This window comes from Bacillus sp. ISO11 (assembly GCF_003458115.1).
Classification (GTDB): domain Bacteria; phylum Bacillota; class Bacilli; order Bacillales; family Bacillaceae_G; genus Bacillus_A; species Bacillus_A cereus.
Window position 1 is genome coordinate 38520 of record NZ_QXCO01000003.1, and the last position, 22643, is coordinate 61162.

Genomic DNA, 22643 nt, shown 5'->3' on the forward strand with positions numbered 1-22643 from the left:
GTAAAAACTATTACTTTTTTATACTACCTTGATTTTGCATACATGTAGCTTACTCATTTAGTTTTGGTCTAGTTTGTAAATATAAATTCAAATCCGGACTTGAACCGTTAATAATTATATCTCGAACAATTTTAGAAAACACCATACTATATACTAATCCATTATCTCCATACGCATAGATAAAGTGACAATTTGGAAACTCTTCATACATTCCAATTATAGGTAAACCATCATGAGTACCACCATAAAAAGCACTTAAATAAAATTCAGGTTCAACTGTTATATTGGGAAAGAGCTTATTAAATTCATTTACTAATTTCTCTTTTTTATGGATTAATTTTGAATCTCTTTCTTGAGCAATGTTTGTATCTTCATCTAACCCACCTATAATAATCCTGTTATCTGCAGTAGTTCTCATATAAATATATGGTCTCGCAGTTTCCCAAATGAGAGTACGTTTATACCAAGAAGATAAATCTTCTATAGGATTAGTAACAACTGCATATGAGCTAATCAGTGTAGCGTTCTTTTCCTTTTTAAATTCTAACCCTTCATATCCTGCAGCCACAATTACTTTATTGGCAGTAATAGAATTGCCCCCCTTTGTATAAAAGATAGCACATTCTTTCTCTAACTTTTTGCCAACAATCTCTGTATCTTCATAAATTTGAACTCCTTTATTAGAAGCTTGTTCTAATAAACTATGTGTAAATTTATAAGGATTTATTTCACCATCATTATACGTATAAATAGCTGCACGTTTTTTAAATGGATATCTCTGTCCAATTTGTTCCTCTGATAGCCAAGTCGCTTTAAAATCATGCTTATGTAAATAATACAGTTCTTTTTCTAATTTCTTTATATCCTCTTCATAACTTGCATAATATAAACTGTCACGTCGTTTAAAATCAGAGCAATAAGGCAAGTTTTGATCAGCATATTCAATATCATTAATAGCTTGTTCACATAATTTCATATGCTTAACTGCATACTCTTCTCCAAATGTATTTACAAGTTCAAAAAACATCTTGTCACCTAAATATTGAATAAGTGCTGTATTTGTAAGGTTACTCCCGTGTCCTACCTTTCTTTTATCAACGACAACAATATTTAAATCTGATTCACTCAAATAGTATGCTGATTGAGCACCTGAACTTCCTGCTCCTATTATTAGTACGTCACATTTTATATCTTCTTCCAACCGAGGATAAGAAGGTGTATTAGAAAAAGTTGTGTTCCAATATAATTTCCCTTTCTGTAAATCCATTTAAAGTGCACCGTCCTAAATAAAATAGTTATATCCCCATCTGTATCTCCAAATCATTCTTACTATATACTTCTTATCAAATTTATTTTTGCTACCATTAGATTATTAATGCAATATTTTGTTCACCCATATATGGTATTAAACTAAGCTTATAAAAAGTTAATAGTATATATATTATTTATTTTCATTTAGAAATTTAAGAACTTGGTTAAAAGCTTCTTCACCTGCTGGAGTGTTCATTTTAAATTGAAATTCATGTGCTAACTCGCCAGAGATATTTTTATCAAAGAAAAGTGTATCTACAGATACTCCTTTATTTTGTAAAGTAGAAGCTAATGCTTTACCTTGCTCTTCAAATGATGCAGTATTTCCATCTGTGATGAACGTTGGTGGGTAATCTTTTGTAACGTGTTTATAAATAGAGGCGATTTCCATTTCAGGTAATGTTTCAAATTTCTTTTTCCCAAAGTAAGCCCAGCCAGTAGTACGCATAAAGTCTTGCACTTCTTTGGATGTTTCCATTTTAGCTAATGCAGGCATATTATACGGGCCGCAAAATAGCAATATACCTTTAATTGTAGAAGGAGCAACAACAGCGTCAATCCCGGTTAATTTCGCATAATCTGGAGATGTTTGAATAGTAACAAATTGTCCAGATATTTGCGCTCCCGCAGAATCTCCTGCAAAATATAGGTCATCTAGTTTTACATTATATTTCTTTGCATTTGCTTTTATATATTCATAAGCCTCACCAAGTTGTAGTACTGGTGTAGGATACTTTCTTTTAGGAGCAAGAGCGTAATTTATATTTATCACTGTATAACCACGAGCAGCTAATTCTACTGCATAACCAGTAATGTCTGATTTATCTCCACCTACAAATCCACCCCCGTGCACCCAAAAAATAACAGGTGTTTTCCCTATAAAATTTTTGGGATAAATAATGTCTAATGTACCATCAGGAAATTTAGAATTATAATTGATATCTTTAACAATTCGTGTCTCTTTTAGAGCGTTTTTATAATTATTAGATTGAACAAACATTCCACCTTCAAATGCTTTTTTTATGAGAAACGCTTTCGGAATAGGTGAAACATTCCAAAAAACAACCCCCGCAATAATCAATCCGAAAACAATAAAAAGAGTTAGCAACATTCTTTTTTTCCATATCACTTTAGGTTTTAACTGTTTTATTCTCATAATTAAAGAATCTCCATTCTTTTTAGTAATAATCTTGAAATAAATCACAACATAAATTTTTATTTTCCGCCTGCTAATCCGTCCTTAAAATTTTATGCAAAAAGTTATATATTTTTATTATGTACATATTAGGTATCTCCTATAAAACACATTAAAAATTCAAACAAAAAGAGCAAAAGATCCCCATTTATAGAAGATTTCTTTTGCTCTTTGTAAAGGACACAAGTCCAAATAAAAGTTGCTTATCTATCGATAACTTACACATAAAAATCCATTTGTTTCAGTACTTTATTAGCAGAAACTTTAACAACCGTTTCTTTTTCACCCGTTCTATCAATTATGAAACCATGAACTTCAATATCAGAAGGTACTAATGGATGATGACGGATCATATCTATACTCTTTTCAATATTTTCACTAACATTTTTTTGTCCACTCAGCCATTGATTAAGGCTACCACTTGAAAATTCAGGCATGCAATTTTTAAAGAGATAGTCTAATTCTATATTATCTTTTATGAAATCACGTTGAGTTTGTAGATTAACTGAAGAAGTTTTTTTATCCTCTATTCCGACAACAAAAATTTCTTTAACATTTTCTTGATAAATAGCAATAATAATAGATCTCATTATATCTCCATAAGGATGTACAATTACAGAATCATAGCTGTGTATAGTCAACATGTTTTCTTGTTGAATGTTAGTTACTTGTTGGATACTAGGCTCTATTCCGTGTTCAATGTCTGTTAATAATAAAACTTTTTTATTCTTTGAATTCATATGGAGCACCCTTTCTTCATTATTGTATTTATGAAACTTTTAAGCTAGTAACAATAATAATTGTTACCAGTTTTTCCAGCTTCCCTCTGGATCAACACTTGCAAGTCTAACCCATCCATTTTGAACTTTTTCTCGAAATGTGAAATCATTATTTAACAAACGTTCTATATATTCAATAGGTGCTTGAATGACAATTAGTAAACGAAGTGGTGAATGATACGTCTCACTATCTGACTGCATAACGGATTGCCAAGGTAAGCCTGGCAACAGGTCACTAGCATTCCCTTGCATAACACCGAGACCCGCCGTTACGGTTTGGGTTGTTTTATTTCCACTACCATAATAGTGAGGAGCTACAGTTGATGCGTAATATTGTAGATTTATCCACTGCGCAACTGTTCCTGGTCCTGCAATAATATTAGCTAATATATCTCCACTTTCATCCTGTTTCCAATCATAATTATGAAGGAAAGCCCTACCTTCTAAGTCACAATCTTGAGTTAATTCACGCTTTCCGATAATAAAAGATGCATTACGCGCTAATCCCCATTCTGGACGTATTTCACTCCAATCTTCTGCAAATCGATGCGCCTCTTTACTCGGATTTTTTATTTTCGTTTTAAAATTAGGTAATTGCGTTAAACGTTCTCTATTTGCATGTTGGCTCACATTTGGCATAATCGTCTCGATACAATCAAACGCTTCTTGCGCAGTTTTCGAAAGTTCTGGGACGTAAATCCATTCCAATTCGTCCACTGTTGTTTTATGTTCAGCTGCTGCAAAAATGGTATCCTCAGGAATGTTAATGCCTTCAGCAGACAACGCCTCTCTTACTTCTGGAAGATTACATAAAGTAGCGAAAACTCTTGCATTGAATCCCCCTGCTGCGCCTCCACAAGCACCACACTCAAGTGCTGCCGCATAAGGATTGTTCGTACTTTGACTACTATGTCCACACATTACAACTAAAGGAGCAAATTTTTCTGTCAGTCCCACCATTTTTAAAGTTTGACGCACATAGTTCACTTTTTCTTCTTTCGTAAAACCGATAGGTATCTCACCTTTTGTGTCATGAACATAATTAAGCGAGAATGTTGTATCAGGTTTTTGTAACATAGTTTTACGAAGTTTACGAATGAAACCACCAACTCCTCTTGGGACAAAGCTTCTTGTCACCATCTGTAGACCAAGTAAAGGACCACTTAACTCAGGTAGCGCCATACTTGTCAGTACGTTCTGTTTCATCGTTTTAAATGTATAACGCACCGAACTGCCTACCCTCTTACGTTGCTCATAAGATTTAAATTCATTTTCATCTGTAAGCTCTTTTATTTGATGCTTCGGTTTCAGTATAACTGGCAAAGAAGGATGGCTGTCATTACTACCTAGTTCACTAGTCGCAATTGGTAACCCAAAGAAACCAGCTATTCCAAACGTTTCAAACGGACCTAGTTTTTCTAAGTGGCGACGAAACGGTTCTGAACGTACATCAATACAAAATGCTAATTGAGCTAATACACGCTTTTTATCATTGGTTGCACATTGTTTAGAAGCAATCTTCTCTCTTAATTGCTCTGCATGCGTTTGTTCCCAAGCTTCCAGCCAAAGTTTCCTGCGAATATTTTCATCAAAACGATATGCAAATGCTAACAATTCGCTTTGTTCAGCTGCAGACATTTGTGACCATTCCCGTGTTGAAATATTCCCCCAATAGATCCAAGAAGCTATAAGTGGGACGATCGAAACTTTTTTCTCAACCTTTTGATTTTTTAAAGGTAAATAAGGTTTTGCAATAGCCAGCTCCATAGAAATTCGAACTGCTAAATATTCTATTAAAAGCCCCTGTTCCTGAATTGATTGTTGTGAGCGCCATCGTATCATTCCTGCCCACCCAGGTAAAGAAAGTAAGTGCCCTTCAAGATAAGCTTGTATGTTAGATTCAGAAATTCCTAGTTCAAATAACGCTCTCGCTAAAGCTACTTCGGCATCTTGTGGCCAATCTTTTAAAACTTTACGCTCATTTTTACTGAGCGCTGGATCAAATGTAATAAGGTGTTGCCATGCACGATAAAAACCTTTCTCTCGATTTGGCATCGTCCAACTTGATCCGGAGTCATCAAGATATAATTTACACCATTTAATGATATGATAATTAAGAATATCAGATAGGTTTTCACTATTTTGATTCTCTATAAGCGAACTTATTGGCTGCATAACAGAGGCTTTCATACTCCCTGTATTTATATAACTCATTTCGTCTGCCAGTTTATTTAATTCTGGCGATGATAATAGACTAGAAGGTAATTTTTCTAACTTTAAAGCCGCTTGGCAAAATCCCTCTACTTTCTCTCGCGGAATATGAAAAGATTGTGAATCCAGCCAACGAGACAAACTACTTTGTAAAAATGATTCCTCAATCTCACCTTTCGCTTTTGCCGAATGAATCATGGAAGTACTAGGATACATATCCACATTACGAGCTTCTTTTAGCCAATTTGCGACTTGTTCAAATGATTGCTTTTCAAGTCCCATCCAAGGGTGGTGAGCTGCAAACGTAGAGATAGGCCAAAGTGGTGCAATAACTCGGCTAGCAGATGCAACTAAATCATTTATATTATTTTCTTGCATATCAATGTTTGTATCTTTCTTTAATATTGACGATATGCTCATCACGAATTACCTCCCTTTGATACATAATGTTTCAGATAGCTTGGGTGACTTTCTACTGATTTTCTTCTCGCCTCACCTACTCGAACTAACCAAAGATAAAGTACAGCGAATAAAGTAGAAGATTGATGACGAGTAACGAAAGTACTAGTAACACTACTAAATAGTAAAATACATATAACAAAGATAACGGCTGGAGCTGAAGGTTGAACACTTTGATAAATATCAGTATGCAACCATTTATAAAGAGAATTATGAACGGTAAAGTAAATGAGAGAAAATCCAATCAAAACAATTACGCCAGCAATTCGTCCCATTCTTCCCTCTCCAAAAACAACAAGCTGTTTCCATGAAAAGTATAGTGACCAGCCTAAGATTAACGCACTAACTAGTTGATACCCCTCTCCAGAAGTCATAAACCAGAAAGTAATTGCTATAAATAATCCTAAAACACGCCCGACTATAATCCATAAATTGGACATCTTTTCATTAGACTGATTCACTACCCCAAAACGTTGCACTGAAGAACCAGCTTGTAAAAACAGTGTAGCTTTAAACAAACCATGTAAAATTAAATGAATAACAGCCGCTAAATAGGCGCCTAATGCACATTGAATAAGCATAAATCCCATTTGTGCAATAGTTGAACCTACTAGCTGACGTTTATAATCAACTTGGACTAAACTAATTCCTGTACCTATCAAGACAGAAATACTAGAGAAAATAAGTAAAATGATTTGTGCAATATCATCATGAAAAAGAGGTGAAAATCTAGTTAACATGATACCGCCAGCATTTACTAAACCCGCATGCATAATAGCAGAAACAGGAGTTGGAGCAACAGCGGACTCAATTAACCATCTTTGAAAAGGCCATTGTGCTGCTGGAATCATCACCGCTAATATAATTAATAAGTTAATTCCTGTTCTCTCCAATGTTCCATGTAGCGCTACATTTTCATTCGTTAAAACTGATGTTAATTGCCACTGTCCAGTTACTTGAAAAAGCCAAATGATAGCTGATAGCAACGCAATCCAACTTATTGTAAATAAATAGCCAGAGATTTTAGTTGCTTCACTAACTACTTTCCACCCTTTATTTAGCCCTATGAGTAGAACCAATCCTATAAGCGTTGCTCCCCAACAAATGATCATGAAACGAAGATCGTCACTTAACCATGCAACCGAAGATACACCTGTAGTAAATGTAAAAAGTGCAAAGTATTTTCGATATGAGCGGTCTCCCATTAAGTAACGTACAGAAAAACGCTGAATGATTAAACCAATTGTAAGAACAAAGAAAGCCATTAACCAAGCTAAAGTATCTAGATGCCAAGGCCCCACAACTCTATCTCCATTGTTATTAACAAGTGCGAGTAAAGAAATCAATGAAGGCAAAGCAGCGATACCAATATGGATATGAACAAAACGTAAAGGCATCCTTGCATGTAAAAACAATAATCCACTTAGCCAAGAAGCACTAAGCGCCATAAAAAATAATGTTAACAGTGTTGATGAACTCAGCGAAATTAACATGTTAAATACTCCCTTCTAAGCGAAAATAACCTATAAAAATTCCTTTTAATTAAGATAATTTTTTAAATTTCAATTTTCATTCACTCTTTTTAGTGCATCGTTTTTTCCCATAAAAAAAACCGACAACTTCCATAATTCAATGATTTTATATCATCATTGAATTATGGAGATTGTCGGTTTCCCTTCAACTAACTTCAATAAAGTTTTTTGAAGAGCTCCCATTTTATAGAGGATAATAATGTATGTATTACTCCTGTTAAAAAGAAATGTATATTTCTGATCTCCTAGATTATGCAATCAATATATCAATTTATGTTATACGCTATCTTTTAATTAAGAAACTTTTTCATTTAGTCAATATTACATATTAAAAAAATGCTAAAGCCTTAATTATAGCAAGCTGTTAAAATGAGCATCTATCAATTTTTTAAAACAATTATAAGATAAACCATATTAAGCAGTTTGTCAATTTATTTATCCGTTTTTTAAGAGTTATTAGAATTAAGATTTATTATACCTAAATAACTTCAAGTTTTTAATTATTAGCCTGTTAATAAAGTGCAAAACTTGTAGGTTTCTTAATCCTTCCACTAACCTTAAGGTATTTTTAAAATTTCTCCTCAAGATTATGAAGCAATTTAAAAATCATTACTCGTTCGCCTGTACGGGAGCTTATATCCGTATGAAAGCTCTTCACTTTCTCTCCAGTTAATTCTAGTATAATCTCTTTCAGATCATCAATTCCAGATTCAACTAGCTCCGAACGATTTTTCTTTATCGTTAACATACCGTCTTTTGTTTCGCAAACACTATATTCAGCCGGCGTTAAAACACCTTGTAAATTTACGATAATCATATCCCGTAATATATCTGTCTTAACGGATATAGACCCGCGTCCTAGGTAGTCCTTTTCCCAGTGAGTAATTGCTTTGCTTATCTCTGATTCAATAGAGCCTTTTGAGCTTTTCATCTATGTATCCTCCTTCAATAAAATAAATTTACAATAACAATATAATAATCCGGATTAATTTTATTTTCAATTCCTAAGTAGAAATTATAGCAATTACAAAAAAGAACTCTTATAAAGTGAAACTTTAATCAGCCCTCACCAATCGGACTTTTATGGGCAGTTGATCCCCTACCTAACTTCTTTGCTTTCTCTGAATTTTGAGGTAGGGGTCTTACTACCCATTAAAGTGGGATAAATTTACGAGTCCTTTTTATATTGTTTCAATCAATCTTTTAATTGTTGTAGGTGGATTTTTTCATGTCTCCTTTAATATCTTTACAAAATACAGTTAAGTGCATAAACAAAAAGAAAAGCAAATGACCTTAATTATTAGATCACTTGCTTTTCTTCCATCATATACTTTCTAAACAACTCTATAAACCATTCTAATTACTTGCCTTACTTTCAAGTTTTTGAGTTGCCACTTTTTTAGGCATGAAACATGCAAAGATTAATGCTACGAAAGATAAAAATAACATGAATAGATACGCATCGCTTGAGCCGAAAATAGAGGATAATTTCGCTAGTTGAATAGCTGTAATGTTTCCATTTTCTAAAGATAACTCTGAAGCGTGTGAAGTTGCTTGAGTTGTATATATAGTAATAACAACAGCTGTTCCAATAGCACCAGCTAATTGACGAACCGTATTATTTACGGCTGAACCATGTGAACCTAATTCTCTAGGTAAAGCATTTAGTCCTGCTGTATTTAAAGGCATTGAAATGAAACTTAACCCAATCCGTAAAAGAATAGTACGCACCATTACATACATATACGTTGTGGATTCAGTTAAATCAATTACCCCCCACATCGAAATAATGATAAATACTAACCCTGTAATAAAGAGTGGTTTTGCTCCGTATTTATCATACATTTTACCTGTAATTGGTGATAAGAATGCATTAATGACCGCTCCAGGTAATAGAAGTAAACCTGATTCAAATGCAGTAAATCCTCTTCCGTTTTGTAAGTAAATCGGTAAAAGAATTAAATCAGCATACATAATCATCGTGATAAGTACATTGATCACTGATGTAAGAGTAAAAATTTTATACTTAAATACGGATAAATTTAATAATGGATCGTTAGACTTTATTTGACGTAAGCAAAATAGCGTTGTAACAAGTACCCCGGTAATAATTGTCGTAATAACAATCGGGTGATCCCATCCCTTACTTCCTGCACTACTGAATCCAAATAAAACACAACCAAAGCCAATCGTTGATAAAATGACACTTACAATATCCAATCTTGCTTTTGTCGTATCTGCAACGTTCATTAAATATTTTAGCGCAAGAATAATGACGATGAATACAAATGGAGCTAATCCAATAAATAACCATCTCCATGATACATATTCAATGATAAAACCAGATAACGTTGGAGCAATGGCTGGCGCAAAAATCATAGCAAAGCCGATAGTTCCCATAACACTCCCGCGCTTTTCACTAGGATATAAATATAAAATAACTGTCATCATGAGCGGCATAATAATTCCTGCCCCAATTGCTTGAATCATTCTTCCTGTTAATAACATGCCAAAATTGATGGCACCGGCACATAGTAATGTTCCGATCAATAAAAAAATCATTGAGCTAATAAATAATTGCCTCGTTGTAAAACGTTTCATTAAAAATGCCGTAATTGGCACTAAAACACCGTTTACGAGCATAAAACCTGTTGCTAACCATTGTACAGTTGTAGCTGTAACATCAAATACTTCCATTAATTTACTCATTGCCACATTAAGTAACGTCTGGTTTAATGTTGATAAAAAACATCCAGCAATTAGTACAAGTAATAAAATTTTCTTATTTTTTTCTGTTATTCCCTTCTCCATTTGTAAACTCCCTTTTTCTATAGTTGCATTATCGACACAGTGTCGATAAAATTCATAGTAACAAAGATACATATTCCTGACCATGAACAATTTTGTTAAAAATGTTCATTAATCGACATTGAAAATATGCTATGTCGAGAAAGTCAAAGAAAAATCTATAAAGGAGTTTCAAAATGTCTACATCTAAAAAAGAGGATCCTCGTACACTTCGTTCAAGAGAAATGTTTAAAAATGCCGTCTATTCCCTTTTACAAGAGGAATCCACTATTTCAAATTTAACAGTCCAGAAAATTGCAAACGAAGCTGGATTAAATCGGACAACATTTTACTTACACTATCAAGATATTCAGGATTTACTCATGCAACTCACTGATGAAATTTTAAACGAACTTTCTAATAAAATTACCGCTTTAATACACGTAAGCAATTTATCAGAAAAACAACAGCTAACACAATTGCTTGATTATTTATATATTCATCGAAATTATTTATCTGTTTTATTTAATATGAATCATTTTGAGGAACAATTATTTCTATTAATAAAGAAATTAGTAGAAACGCGCAGAAATAATAGTGAGACAGAGCTACCCGAAGATTATGTTGCCATTGAGATTAAAACCGCTTCATTGGTAGGAATCATTATGTGGTGGATAAAAAACGGACTTCATTTTAGTTCAGATTATATTACAAACCAAATTTATTTCATGTACAGAGGACAATGATTGCAGGCTATTTACTAATAGAATGAGGTTAGAGCATATGAGCCCTATTTCGCTACGGAGAAAAACGCGAATTTCGTACGCTAAGAGAATTTGACTAAAAAAAGTGCCCCTCGATTGTTAGACTTTGTTTAGCAATCAGGGTGCACTTCACATGTAATATAAGCTTTTTATCTGTTGGCAGTTTGTTTGATCAATTCACTTTTACTATCTCTTTGCAGCATAATTCTCCCCACCGCTATAAGAATGGTAATAATTGAAGTGCAAAGAAGAATATTCATATCGTGTGATAGATTTCCCCCACCAAAAATTATTGTTTGATATCCGTCAGCTACATAAGTTCCAGGGAAAAGAGAACCGACAATTTGGTAAAAATTGGATAGCAACACTTTTGGAACAATTACTCCATAAGTAACTAATTGTACTGACAGCGATATGATATTAAACATCATACCAGCAGGACCAAATAGAACGATAAACATTTGCGTTACGCTTAAAAAAGAGAAAAAGACAAGAGTTTGGAAGATCCATGTTTCAAACAAGCTTGTATTCAATTTAACATTAAATAAGGTCATTAATAATAACGTGATAATAGCTAAAATAACAGATACGACAATGTTAATAACTTGTCTTGATAAAAATATAGACCATTTTCCGTGCGTGTTTTTTAATATTGTTGCAACAATATTAAGATTTAAACTCATAAGCATCGCTCCAACCCATGAAGCAAGAACAATTAAAAATGGAATCATGGTTGCTGCAAAGCCATCTGTATTGTTTGTTTTTTCGACAGATGATTGCACAGAATCAATGTTTAATGAACTCATAGCTTTCGTAATGTTTTCTGATAACTTTTGGACCAATTCTTCTGACGGCATCACTGTACTTAGTTCGTTAGATAGGTTAGATGAAATAAGCTTTTGTTTATACGCATATACATTTTTATTAACTGTTTGCGTAATATCCTTTGCCGCGCCTTCCATAATCTGTTTTGCCAAAGATGAGTTTGCTTGATTGATGAAATAGTTAATCTCTGTAGTATTATTTTCTTTCAATAGACTTGAGAAATTTGCAGGAATTTGAATAACCATATCTAAGTTCCTGTTATCCATATCTTTTTGGGCGTGCGTTACCGAGCTATAGCTTTTAACTTTAAAGGGTAGATTTTCCTTCAAGCTTTTTTCAATATCGGTTCCCATTTGATTATCTTCATTAACTAATCCGACTTTTAATTGGTTTACCCGATCCGTAACACCATCGTATGCAGTCATCCACACACAAAAGAAAATTAACAGAAAGGCAAATGCTGTTGCAATTCCAATGAATGTTGGAGGGAATTTAAAGAAATTTTTTAAAGTTTTCATTGTCGTACTCCTTGTTGTTTCATTATAGCAAGTACTTACTTGCATTAGGTACAAAAAAAGACCTAGGGAGTTAGCCCCCTAGAAAATAGTTGGACACTATGTTTTAAAAAAATCTCTTTTGAATTGGAAAATAAATTGTCACCAAAGCGTGAGTTAGAAAGAAAGTAACCGAAATTCATCCAAATAAAGTTCATCGCCTGAGCTTCCATATCAGTTTCAATAAGCTTTCCCTTTTCTCTCATCTCAATGAAATATGAAACCAAATTATCTTTTAATTGTTTAGGAATTAATGCAATTTTTTCTTTGAGCTCTGGGAACATTTCAGCTTCCTGAAAACTAATCAAAATTAAATCCTTTAACTTTTCTATATATGCAAGATATCCTTCTGCAATAGATAGCAAGTCATCTTCAAGATTCCAAGTCATCTCTCCAGGCATTAATTTATTCAATTCCATATCACGCGATAAAGATTCGACAGCTTTTTCCATAATATTCTTTTTGCTTCCGAAATTCCGAAAGATCGTTACTTCGTTTACGCCCGCTAATTCCGAAATCGAGCGAGTCGTCGTTCCCTTATAGCCATGAGTGCGAAATAGTTCTAAAAAAGCCTCAATAATACGTTCTGATGTATTTGTCATTTCATTCACGTTTCATCCAACTTTCACATAATCTTTATCCAAACCCGAATGCAAGTCGTTACTTGCACAAGTAGAATAAACCTTTTTGATCAAAAAGTCAACTTTATAAAAAAAGCCGATTTCTTTATTGTATAGGAAATCGTCTTTTGGCTTAATTATTGATTTAGTAATAAAAACACCTTTTTAAAATAACTATGTTTATACTATAGACGTTGATCTTTTTGGAAGTTTAGACGAAAATGATCCTCGTCATTATATACCCCAAATTCATACCCTTGCTCTTTATAAAATTTAATAATTTCAGGAAGAGCTTGTAATGTTTGCGCCTTTTCATGCATTAATACAACTTCAACTTCTTCTGTTGTCTGTTTCTTTACATTTTCGATAATCTGAATGGGATTATCTTTTAATTTCCAATCATTTGAATCTATCGTCCAATCCCAAACTTTTATTCCTGCTTCTACGATTTTGTTACGAATGTCCTCGCCCTTTAATCCTGGTGCAGATCCATATGGGGGACGGACTAGTTTAGGAGTTGTACCCGTAATATTATGAATAAGAGCTAACGTTTCTTTCATCTCCGTTACAAATTGTCCTTTTTTGTATAGCTTATCACTATTATGTGTCATACTATGAGCACCAATATAATGTCCTTCTTTTACCGCTCGTTTTACGTTTTCCTGAAAACCTGTATTTTGTAAATTGCTACCTTGCATAAAAAATGTCGCAGCAACATGTTGCTCTTTTAGTACATCTAAAAATTTCCCAGTTAGTTCGCTAGGACCGTCATCGAATGTTAAATACACAACTTTTCCTACCGGTTTTCCATCAGGTCTTTTCTGTTTTGCTGGTGATGTTTCCTTTTTCTTTTCTTGTTGTTGCGTGTTAACTTGATTACTACTTTCGTTAGCTATTCCCTTCGCTGGGATAGAGTTCCATTTTCCAATTAAAAAGAAGGTGAAAAAGGTCGTTGCTAAAACAACTCCTAGAGATATTATTACCTTAGTTAGTCGACTTGTTTTTTTCTTACTTTGTGATTCTTTCATTATTTTTCGATCCTTTCCCTATTAATTTTTATATTCATTATTTATACAGCTGAGCATTAACTCCAGCTGATGTTTACAATAAATAGATTAATAGAGGAAGGTGAAGATAAAATGCAGATAATGTCGAATTTAGTTAAAGAATAACGTATGGCATCCACTCTTTAAAAAATATTTGTTTCTCTACTACAGTTAAATTTGAAAACTGGATATACATCCAAAATAAAAGATACTACTCTTTCTAAACAATATTTTTATATCAAGATAACAACATACTGGTATAAAGATAAAATACAAAGATAGCCGTACTATTGAAATTCTATTATAATTTTGTAATTGGAATTCATTTGAACCAAATGAAGAACTAGAAGAAATATTATTATGTGGAGGTGCCCCGATGAACCTTGTAATTAGAGAGTTAGAAACAAATGATTTAGATAATCTCCCGGAGATTGATGACAGTTTTATAGTGAATGCTCGGTTAATTCTTTCTCTTTCCAAAGGAAATAAACGTATAGAATATACAGTAGAAGACGTTCCAAGTTATGAAAAAAGTTATTTACAAAATCAAGATGATAATGAAGAACTGGCTTACAATGAATATATAAATAAACCTAATCAAGTCATTTACATAGCACTGTTACATAACCAAATCATTGGATTAATGGTATTGAAAAAGAATTGGAACCACTATGCTTACATAGAAGATATAACGGTAGATAAAAAATATCGTACACTCGGAGTTGGTAAAAGATTAGTTGATCAAGCAAAGCAGTGGGCAAAAAAAGGAAATATGCCAGGTATCATGCTTGAAACGCAAAATAATAATGTCGCAGCATGTAAATTTTATGAAAAATGTGGATTTGTAATTGGTGGGTTTGATTTTCTTGTTTATAAAGGTTTGGATAAGACAAGTGATGAAGTTGCAATTTATTGGTATATACATTTCAAATGATAATAGTTTATAACGTAAAAAACTCAAAATAAAACCCCAATTTCTCTATACTAAAATCGAGAAATTGGGGTTAAGTTATTTAAAACAAATAACTAATTAATAATCCTGCTGACAACAAGAAGCCGAAAATCGTATTTGTCATCGCTGTTGATTTCATTGCGATGCGCATATATCCAGGATCCTTTGCCCCTTTTTGGAAACTTTGAATCGCAGAAATTGGCTTTCTCAAACCTAGGAACATAACTAATGCCCAAGGGCTTATATAACCCATTAATACAATTACGGCAATCCATAAATACGCAATGAAAAAGGCTACCGCTAGTGTTACCACAGCTTTTTCTCTCCCAAGGAGGATTACTAATGTCTTTCTTCCACCTTTAATATCTTCTTCGATATCTCGGATGTTATTTGACATATTGATTGCACCTACTAAAATTCCAATTGGAATGGAAATCAATACACTTTCAATCGTTACAGTATTCGTTTGAATAAAGAAAGCAATGAGTACAAAACATGTCCCCATTAACAACCCAGAAACTAATTCTCCAAACGGAGTGTACGCAATTGGTAGTGGACCACCTGTATATAAATAGCCAACTGCCATCCCAATTAAACCAATAACCACTAACCACCAACTACTATTCATACAAATATAAATGCCAATAAAAGCTGCTACTACATACAATAAAAGCGCAACTGTTAACACATTTTTTGGCTTCAATCCATGACGGACAATTCCACCACCGATGCCAACGGATTCAGCGGTATCTAATCCACGTTTGAAATCATAGTACTCATTAAATAAGTTCGTTGCTATTTGCAATGCTAAACATGCAAGCATCATCGCAATAAATAACAGCCAATCAATTTTAGCAACATAAAGTGATGCCACTGTCCCTAAAATTACAGGAGAAAACGTCGCCGTTAACGTATGCGGGCGCGTCATCTTCCATATTAATTTAGCGGAACTAATTTCTTTTTCTGTCCCCATAACTCTGTTCAATCTCCCTACATTTTAAGTATAAATTACTAGCAGTATCTTTCTATCTATTTCCTGCCACGCATCCATTCATTATATCAATAAATGATTATCCTTTCTAACAAATCAACTTTTAATAAAGTAAAAATTATAAAATGAAACTTTAATCAGTAAGAGTTTTGGCATCCCGACTGATTATTAGTACATATGAATTGGGCTTTTATGGGCAGCCCCCCCTCCCATTTAAAATAGGATAAAAAAGAAAGCAAATTACTTCCAAACAACACCTCGCCTCTCATATTCCATTCTGTATTCAACGGCAGCCGCAATTTTAGGGCTTGCGAATCTTTCCGTGATCCAAAGCCCCAAATCAACTCCTGAAGTGACTCCTCTTGCAGTGATAACATCCCCTTGATCCGCAATTCTGTAATGAAGAAGCTCTGCCCCGTATTCACTCATTTCATCCTGTGCCAAATAGTGCATCGTTGCCTTTCGACCGTTCAATATACCAGAGGCAGCTAATAGCATACCTCCTGTACACACACCAGCAACGATTGTTCCTGCATTGTGCATCTCGCTAATCATTTTAGTCAAAGTTCCAAGCTCTGCTTGCTTTCGTGCCCCATGCTCTGCTTTATGATTCCAGCCACCACCAGGTACAATTAACAAATCTGGACGATTCTCCATTCGTAAAAAATCATGTAGTTTAACTGTAACTCCAAACGAGGTAATAACTTCCTGCTTTTGTTCACTCGAAACGAATTCAACTATAAATGGAGCCCCTTCTTCTATAGCTCTTTTCAGTACCTCAAACGGTGCGAAAGAGACAAGTTCTCCGAAACCATCAAACAATACTATTTGTATTTTCATTTTTAGAACACATCCTATGGTTTCTTATTTGAGTCCCAGACTAGGAGAATACATGTTATGTACAAGTTAATAATGAAGATAGTCTTTCTCCCCTCACTCTATAAACTTCCAAATGTTCTTCTAATTCCCTCTCATCACTTATTACACCTAGCGTTTTCTTCACAAAATTCCAATTCAAACTACCGGATAACCATAACAAGGAAGAAAATCTCTTATAATCATTTGGTGTTAAAATATTATGGGCCTTATACCCTACTAAAAATGAACTAGCAACCTTCGAACACACCTCATGAGACTGTACTCCTTCTGTTCGAGAATACCATTTTATTAAAAAGGCTAGTCCTTCAATGCGGTCAACATAACTAATAGATTCAAAATCCACAATTCCTTTTACCTTTTGACTTGAGCCCCATAAAACATTCAAAGGATTTAAATCTGTTTGTACGATAAATTCTAGTTCACTCGTATATGCGCACTCTATATGATATTTAGCAAGATCTATATACTCCCGCAATTCCTTACATGCGCTTGCCCTACTTTCTAACATATTAATAAACTCAACATACCCATCCAAATGAGATATCTTTTGAAAAATCGAGCTTTGAAATGCGCAAGAAATATCATGAATCTTTCTTGCTTCCTTTCCGAAGGCTTCTACAATGTTTTCTGTGCAATGCGTAATATGTTCTCCCTCAATCCAATTAGACAATACAAATCGGTATTGTTCATCATTCCAAGCGACAAGTGTAAATGGCTCTCCTGCCCTATTCTTGTTTATCTGCATAAAAGGAATTTCATGTTCGCGTAAATAATAGGTAAACCGTACTTGCTCTATCAGTTGTTCGTTTGATAACGCCCCAAAGGCTGGATTGATTGTTCGCTTGCTATTTATAAATCTTGCGGAATATCGCTTTCCATTTACCATTATTTTATAATGCAGATCCGTATTCCACCTATCCTTATACAATTCTTCTTCCACTGCTAGTGAATGAATTTCTTTAAAATAATTTATTAATATGTCTTTTATTATGTGTTTCATTCTATTCTCCTTTCATGCAAAAATTACAGTAGCCTTCTATCTATATAGATGAAAGAAGGCTACTAAATCTTTTTTTAAATTTAGATATTTCATAATGAATGTATTATTGATTAAATAATACATTTGTTTAATACAAGTACTCCGTAAGAAAAATTAACCGTCATAATGTAATTAACAAAGTGAGGATTTTCATTTAAATTTTATAAAACTCAAATGTATTCTTTTCTAAACATATTGTTTCATCAGAAGTTTTGATAATGATATCAAAACGCTGACTATACGAATGCATAAATACTTCATATTGAATCCGTCGTTCTTCATGAGACTGCCTTAAATAACTTATATCCGCTCCCCTTTCAGCTATATCCCGGCTTGATCTTCTCATTAGTTCCGTTTCGCCATCTGTATAAAAATAAATTTTCAAATCAAATAAATCAGGGTTAATAAATGCGGCACTCATTCCCTCCACAATCGTTACTTTATTTTTCGAAGAAATTAACTTACTTTTCATATAATGCGTATCTATCGTATAAAAATCTAGCCCAGCTCTAACCATCTGAATATCTCTTTCTAAAGCTGCCAAATGGTGTGCCGCTGGATGACAAGCTGTCATTTTATAACGATGATTTTCATTTTGATATGTATAGTGAATCACTGCATGCTTACGGATATCTGAACTGACAATGTAAGGATCTGTATTAATATAATTTGCTTCATTTTGATTTAGTAGATTTACGAGTCTATTAGCAAACGTTGTTTTTCCAGCTGCACCATGTCCTGAAATACCAATAACAATTTTTTCATCGCTCATCCTTAACCAATTTATAATTTCTTGTAACAACTTATCCATCATTCTCCCCCTTGCGCTAATATACTACCCTTTATTTCAATATCCAAAAATCCCTTTATTAAATTATACATAAAACAAGGAAGATATTGTAATTATTCATCATACCATCTCTAATTCTAAACAACTATATTATCTTTTAAATGAATTTATTATTTGTGAACACCTACATGATTAAATAGATTTCTAATTTTATCAATTCAATAGAATACCCTCTATTTTCCGGTAATTTATGCGAACCAATACAGTCATGACTATGTACAATAAAAAAAGAGCCAATCCCCTATAAGATAGAAGATTGACTCTTTCCTTTATTTACTCCCCTGTTTCAGAGAATCGCTTTATACGTTCACCAATTTCAGCACGAACACGTTGAAATTCGGACCACTCTTTTCCTGCTGGATCATCAAATCCCCAATGAACACGATTTACATGCGGCGGAGTAGATGGACAAACAGAATCCGCATGACTACACAGCGTAACGACTAAATCAGCACTATTTAAAATGTTTGCATCAATTATATCTGATGTTTGATTTGTTATGTCGATATTTACTTCGTTCATTGCTTTAATTGCATTTGGATTTACTCCATGTGCTTCAATTCCTGCAGAATATACATTCCATTTATCACCTAAATATTGTTTGCCCCACGCTTCTGCCATTTGGCTTCGGCATGAATTTCCTGTACATAAGAAATAGATTGTCTTTTTGTTTTCCATGGTATTTTCCACCTTTATTTTATATTTAGACTGGTTGGTCATTAAAATATTTACGTTTAAACCAAAAAGCAACGTTTACAAGTGCAATCATTACAGGTACTTCAACTAATGGTCCGATAACTGCTGCAAATGCTGCGCCTGAATGAATACCAAACACCCCAACTGCTACAGCAATTGCTAACTCAAAGTTATTACTACCTGCTGTAAATGCTAACGTTGTCGTCACCGGATAGTTTGCACCAATTTTTCTTCCCATAAAGAAAGATACAAAAAACATTACAATAAAATAGATTAATAACGGAATCGCTATTCTTACCACATCTAATGGTACGCTAACAATCATCTCCCCTTTTAAAGAGAACATAATGATGATTGTAAATAATAATGCAAGTAATGTAAGTGGACTAATCTTCGGTATAAACACCTTTTCATACCATTCTCTTCCTTTTAACTTAACGAGTACAAAACGTGTTAACATGCCTGCTATAAAAGGAATTCCCAAATAGATAAATACTGATTTCGCTACTTCTCCCATTGTAATATCGACAATAGCCCCTTCAATCCCTAACCATTCTGGAATGACTGTTACAAACACGTATGCATAAACGGAGAAGAATAACATTTGAAATACTGAGTTAAAAGCCACTAAACCTGCTGCATACTCTTTATCCCCATCTGCAAGATCGTTCCAAACAATTACCATTGCAATACAACGTGCTAAACCAATCATAATGAGTCCGACCATGTATTCTGGCTTATCAGGAAGAAAAATAATTGCTAAAACAAACATAAGTACAGGTCCAATAATCCAGTTTTGTACTAAAGATAAAACCAATACTTTTACATCTTTAAATACGCGGCCCATTTCCTCGTAACGAACTTTCGCTAACGGTGGATACATCATGACAATTAAACCAACAGCTAGCGGGATAGACGTTGTTCCAACTTGTAATGTATTCAATCCGTCTACTACACTAGGAAATACAAACCCTAAACCAATCCCAACAGCCATAGCTAGAAAAATCCATAGTGTTAAATATCGATCTAGAAAAGATAAACGTTTCATTTTATTTTCCATCTCCTATTAACAACAAGAATTTTGTTCTACTACGTTAGAAGTCGTGCAACAAGGTGCCTCTTCTATTTTATGAACATCACTCTGTGCTTTTGTATAAAAGAATTCCCACTCGTTCCCATCAGGATCCGTTACCCAAAACTTATCTTGAACCGCATAGCAACAAGTCGTATCCATCTCATCACGCGCAAAGAAACCTTCTTTTTCTAATCTTTCTTTATGTAACGTAATTTCTTCAGCTGTATCCACTTGGAAACCGAAATGATTTACCTGATTTCCCTTCACTTCATCTCGTACGTTTAGCGTGAAATTAAGTCCTGGCGTCTCTAATAAAAATTTTGCATAATCTACTTTCACCTTAACTGGTGACACACAAAATACCTTTTCGTAGAATTCAATAGACTTCTCTAAATCCGTAACATTTATACCGACATGAACATATCTCATAGCTTATTCCTCCTCTTTATATGTTATTAATCAATTTTTTTTGATTAATAACGCAAAATTTTAACAACAACTACCTTTGCCTGTTTTTCTAAAGATACAGCACAATTCTTCTGATAACAAATTATTCACTTCCGCATCATTTAAATCATAATAACTCCACGTACCTTTTGTTTCTTTTACAATTAAACCTGCATCTAATAAAATCTTTAAATGATAGGACAATTTAGATTGCGTCATTTCAAAAATCTCTGTTAAATCACATACACAAGTCTGGCCTCGCTGGCAAAGTTCATACATGATTTCTAAACGTTTTTGATCAGCCAACGCTTTAAACTTTTTCTCATATAACTGAAAATTTTGTGCCACTGTAGTTCACTTCCCTTCATCAACTTTTTTTGATGTTTATAGTATATACGCTAGTGAGTTTATTATGCAACTTATTAATCAATTTTTTTGATTTAGAAAAACTTCCTCCCATTATATCTTTTTACAACTTAATAGTTACAATATTTCCGAGAAATGGAGTCTCTATAACTATTTTAAATTTTAATTTGATCATTATAGAGTAGTGCCCCATCACCATCAATCTAAGAAAAACAAATACCCCAAAATGAGAAAAATCGATATAACTCTTCGGCAAATAAAGATAACTCTTGTTTTTAGTGCATAATCATAAAAAGCACGTCACCCTTTCTCATTAACATAAGAGAATAGTAACGTGCTTTCAATTTCAAAAATAGTCTAAATCCTTAAGTTGATGGTTGTGGGGCGGGCCCCAATAAGAACGGTATCTAAGATTGTATGAAAGGTGTTAGTTCCATTCAAAAGGCCTCAGCCGACGATTAACTCAAGTACCGGTTTCGGATGACCCCCATGTGATGAAGTTCGTGTCCTGCGATGCCGTACGCGAGGGCGCGCGCCGTAATGCTTAGGTTGTTGGCTGTGCCCTTGCGGGTCCACGCCTCCGCCGGTAGCCCGCGCAGCAATGTGATCGTTGATTGCCGTACAGCCCGGTAGTCTTCGGCCAATTGCTCAGTTGTCCAACTTCCGAAAGGGGGCATGAACAATTCCTGATCGAAACCAGTCAGGGGCGTCTGGTCCCCTCTTGCGAACCGGAGCAGGCGGTAGGTCATGACGCGTTCCGCGTCTGCAATGTGGCCCACGACTTCTTTCAGCGTCCATTTTCCTTCCGCATACCGATATGCGGCCTGGCTTTCGGTCAACGATGCCAGTAGCTCGATCATTTGCTTTTCCTGGGCGAACAGAATATCGATGATATTACCGTCCGGCACCAAACGGATATATTCACCGGAGCTCCCGGCGTATTCTTCTTCTGACGGTCTTTGATTCATACGTAGTCACCTCTTTATGTATATATAGAAAATTATAGGACTCGTCTATGTCTAATCAATTCGCGAAATGATAGAACTTTCCTTCTAATAATTGAGGATAAGCAACTATTTAGTCAGTCAGTCGGTCGCCACACTATCCTGATTCGTTAGCACAATAAGCAACGCTAATCAATAATGCATAAAAATTAGAAGTTATACAATATTTCAAAGTTATTAATATATTAGATTATTCCGAAACAAACATAAATATATTTTGTCGAAACTATTAAAAAGGGAGAATTTCTCTAGCTGAAGAAT

21 protein-coding genes are annotated in these 22643 nt (G+C 34.1%); 2 read left to right on the forward strand and 19 right to left on the reverse strand.

The window, feature by feature from the left end:
• Nucleotides 1–49: 49 nt before the first annotated feature.
• The 7 genes from D1166_RS03945 to D1166_RS03975 form a co-directional block, all read right to left on the reverse strand.
• Nucleotides 50–1267 carry an NAD(P)/FAD-dependent oxidoreductase gene (locus D1166_RS03945; RefSeq protein ID WP_000365644.1) on the reverse strand — a complete coding sequence of 406 codons (1218 nt, stop codon included), beginning with the start codon at nucleotides 1265–1267 and terminating at the stop codon, nucleotides 50–52.
• A gap of 174 nt (nucleotides 1268–1441) precedes the next feature.
• On the reverse strand, nucleotides 1442–2467 hold the full coding sequence (locus tag D1166_RS03950) for an alpha/beta hydrolase (protein ID WP_001220685.1): 1026 nt from the start codon (nucleotides 2465–2467) through the stop codon (nucleotides 1442–1444).
• Between the two features lie 257 nt (nucleotides 2468–2724).
• A complete protein-coding gene (locus tag D1166_RS03955; protein WP_001086250.1) occupies nucleotides 2725–3246 on the reverse strand; it encodes a carbonic anhydrase in 522 nt (173 codons plus the stop codon).
• Between the two features lie 63 nt (nucleotides 3247–3309).
• Nucleotides 3310–5916 carry a DUF2309 domain-containing protein gene (locus D1166_RS03960; protein ID WP_000028355.1) on the reverse strand — a complete coding sequence of 869 codons (2607 nt, stop codon included), beginning with the start codon at nucleotides 5914–5916 and terminating at the stop codon, nucleotides 3310–3312.
• Entirely contained in the window at nucleotides 5916–7448 is a 1533-nt protein-coding gene (locus D1166_RS03965; RefSeq protein ID WP_000908923.1) for an NADH dehydrogenase subunit 5, read from the reverse strand. The genes D1166_RS03960 and D1166_RS03965 overlap by 1 nt, the downstream gene beginning before the upstream one ends.
• A gap of 607 nt (nucleotides 7449–8055) precedes the next feature.
• Complete coding sequence (locus tag D1166_RS03970) at nucleotides 8056–8418, reverse strand: Na-translocating system protein MpsC family protein (RefSeq protein ID WP_000842548.1); 363 nt, start codon at nucleotides 8416–8418, stop codon at nucleotides 8056–8058.
• Nucleotides 8419–8843: 425 nt separating this feature from the next.
• On the reverse strand, nucleotides 8844–10298 hold the full coding sequence (locus D1166_RS03975; protein WP_000410726.1) for a DHA2 family efflux MFS transporter permease subunit: 1455 nt from the start codon (nucleotides 10296–10298) through the stop codon (nucleotides 8844–8846).
• A 173-nt stretch (nucleotides 10299–10471) separates the two neighbouring features.
• Between D1166_RS03975 and D1166_RS03980 the strand changes: the two genes are divergently transcribed.
• Nucleotides 10472–11020, forward strand: coding sequence for a TetR/AcrR family transcriptional regulator (locus tag D1166_RS03980; protein ID WP_000107858.1), 549 nt, complete (start codon nucleotides 10472–10474; stop codon nucleotides 11018–11020).
• Between the two features lie 167 nt (nucleotides 11021–11187).
• Here D1166_RS03980 and D1166_RS03985 read toward each other — a convergent pair whose 3' ends face one another.
• From D1166_RS03985 to D1166_RS03995, 3 genes are all read right to left on the reverse strand, one after another.
• Nucleotides 11188–12426, reverse strand: coding sequence for a YhgE/Pip domain-containing protein (locus D1166_RS03985; protein WP_255422322.1), 1239 nt, complete (start codon nucleotides 12424–12426; stop codon nucleotides 11188–11190).
• 17 nt (nucleotides 12427–12443) lie between these two features.
• On the reverse strand, nucleotides 12444–13028 hold the full coding sequence (locus tag D1166_RS03990) for a TetR/AcrR family transcriptional regulator (protein ID WP_001004645.1): 585 nt from the start codon (nucleotides 13026–13028) through the stop codon (nucleotides 12444–12446).
• A gap of 194 nt (nucleotides 13029–13222) precedes the next feature.
• On the reverse strand, nucleotides 13223–14065 hold the full coding sequence (locus tag D1166_RS03995) for a polysaccharide deacetylase family protein (RefSeq protein WP_074595464.1): 843 nt from the start codon (nucleotides 14063–14065) through the stop codon (nucleotides 13223–13225).
• Nucleotides 14066–14459: 394 nt separating this feature from the next.
• Between D1166_RS03995 and satA the strand changes: the two genes are divergently transcribed.
• Nucleotides 14460–15017 (forward strand): streptothricin N-acetyltransferase SatA, encoded by a 558-nt coding sequence (gene satA, locus D1166_RS04005; protein ID WP_001054993.1) that lies wholly within the window; start codon nucleotides 14460–14462, stop codon nucleotides 15015–15017.
• Between the two features lie 79 nt (nucleotides 15018–15096).
• Here the strand turns inward: satA and menA are convergent, their stop codons facing one another.
• The 9 genes from menA to D1166_RS04050 form a co-directional block, all read right to left on the reverse strand.
• Entirely contained in the window at nucleotides 15097–16008 is a 912-nt protein-coding gene (gene menA / locus D1166_RS04010; protein ID WP_000536369.1) for a 1,4-dihydroxy-2-naphthoate polyprenyltransferase, read from the reverse strand.
• 258 nt (nucleotides 16009–16266) lie between these two features.
• Nucleotides 16267–16866 (reverse strand): DJ-1/PfpI family protein, encoded by a 600-nt coding sequence (locus D1166_RS04015; protein ID WP_000701553.1) that lies wholly within the window; start codon nucleotides 16864–16866, stop codon nucleotides 16267–16269.
• A 55-nt stretch (nucleotides 16867–16921) separates the two neighbouring features.
• Entirely contained in the window at nucleotides 16922–17905 is a 984-nt protein-coding gene (locus D1166_RS04020; RefSeq protein WP_000680475.1) for a phosphotransferase, read from the reverse strand.
• A gap of 193 nt (nucleotides 17906–18098) precedes the next feature.
• Entirely contained in the window at nucleotides 18099–18755 is a 657-nt protein-coding gene (locus D1166_RS04025; RefSeq protein WP_000359532.1) for a uridine kinase family protein, read from the reverse strand.
• Between the two features lie 312 nt (nucleotides 18756–19067).
• A complete protein-coding gene (gene arsC / locus D1166_RS04030; RefSeq protein WP_088361164.1) occupies nucleotides 19068–19472 on the reverse strand; it encodes an arsenate reductase (thioredoxin) in 405 nt (134 codons plus the stop codon).
• A gap of 25 nt (nucleotides 19473–19497) precedes the next feature.
• Entirely contained in the window at nucleotides 19498–20538 is a 1041-nt protein-coding gene (gene arsB, locus D1166_RS04035; RefSeq protein ID WP_000826557.1) for an ACR3 family arsenite efflux transporter, read from the reverse strand.
• An 18-nt stretch (nucleotides 20539–20556) separates the two neighbouring features.
• Nucleotides 20557–20994 (reverse strand): ArsI/CadI family heavy metal resistance metalloenzyme, encoded by a 438-nt coding sequence (locus D1166_RS04040; protein ID WP_050821974.1) that lies wholly within the window; start codon nucleotides 20992–20994, stop codon nucleotides 20557–20559.
• A gap of 60 nt (nucleotides 20995–21054) precedes the next feature.
• Complete coding sequence (gene arsR / locus D1166_RS04045) at nucleotides 21055–21360, reverse strand: arsenical resistance operon transcriptional regulator ArsR (RefSeq protein WP_000068188.1); 306 nt, start codon at nucleotides 21358–21360, stop codon at nucleotides 21055–21057.
• A gap of 476 nt (nucleotides 21361–21836) precedes the next feature.
• The gene (locus D1166_RS04050) at nucleotides 21837–22346 is read right to left on the reverse strand and encodes a DinB family protein (RefSeq protein WP_001076307.1); all 510 of its coding nucleotides are present in this window, start codon (nucleotides 22344–22346) and stop codon (nucleotides 21837–21839) included.
• Nucleotides 22347–22643: the final 297 nt, after the last annotated feature.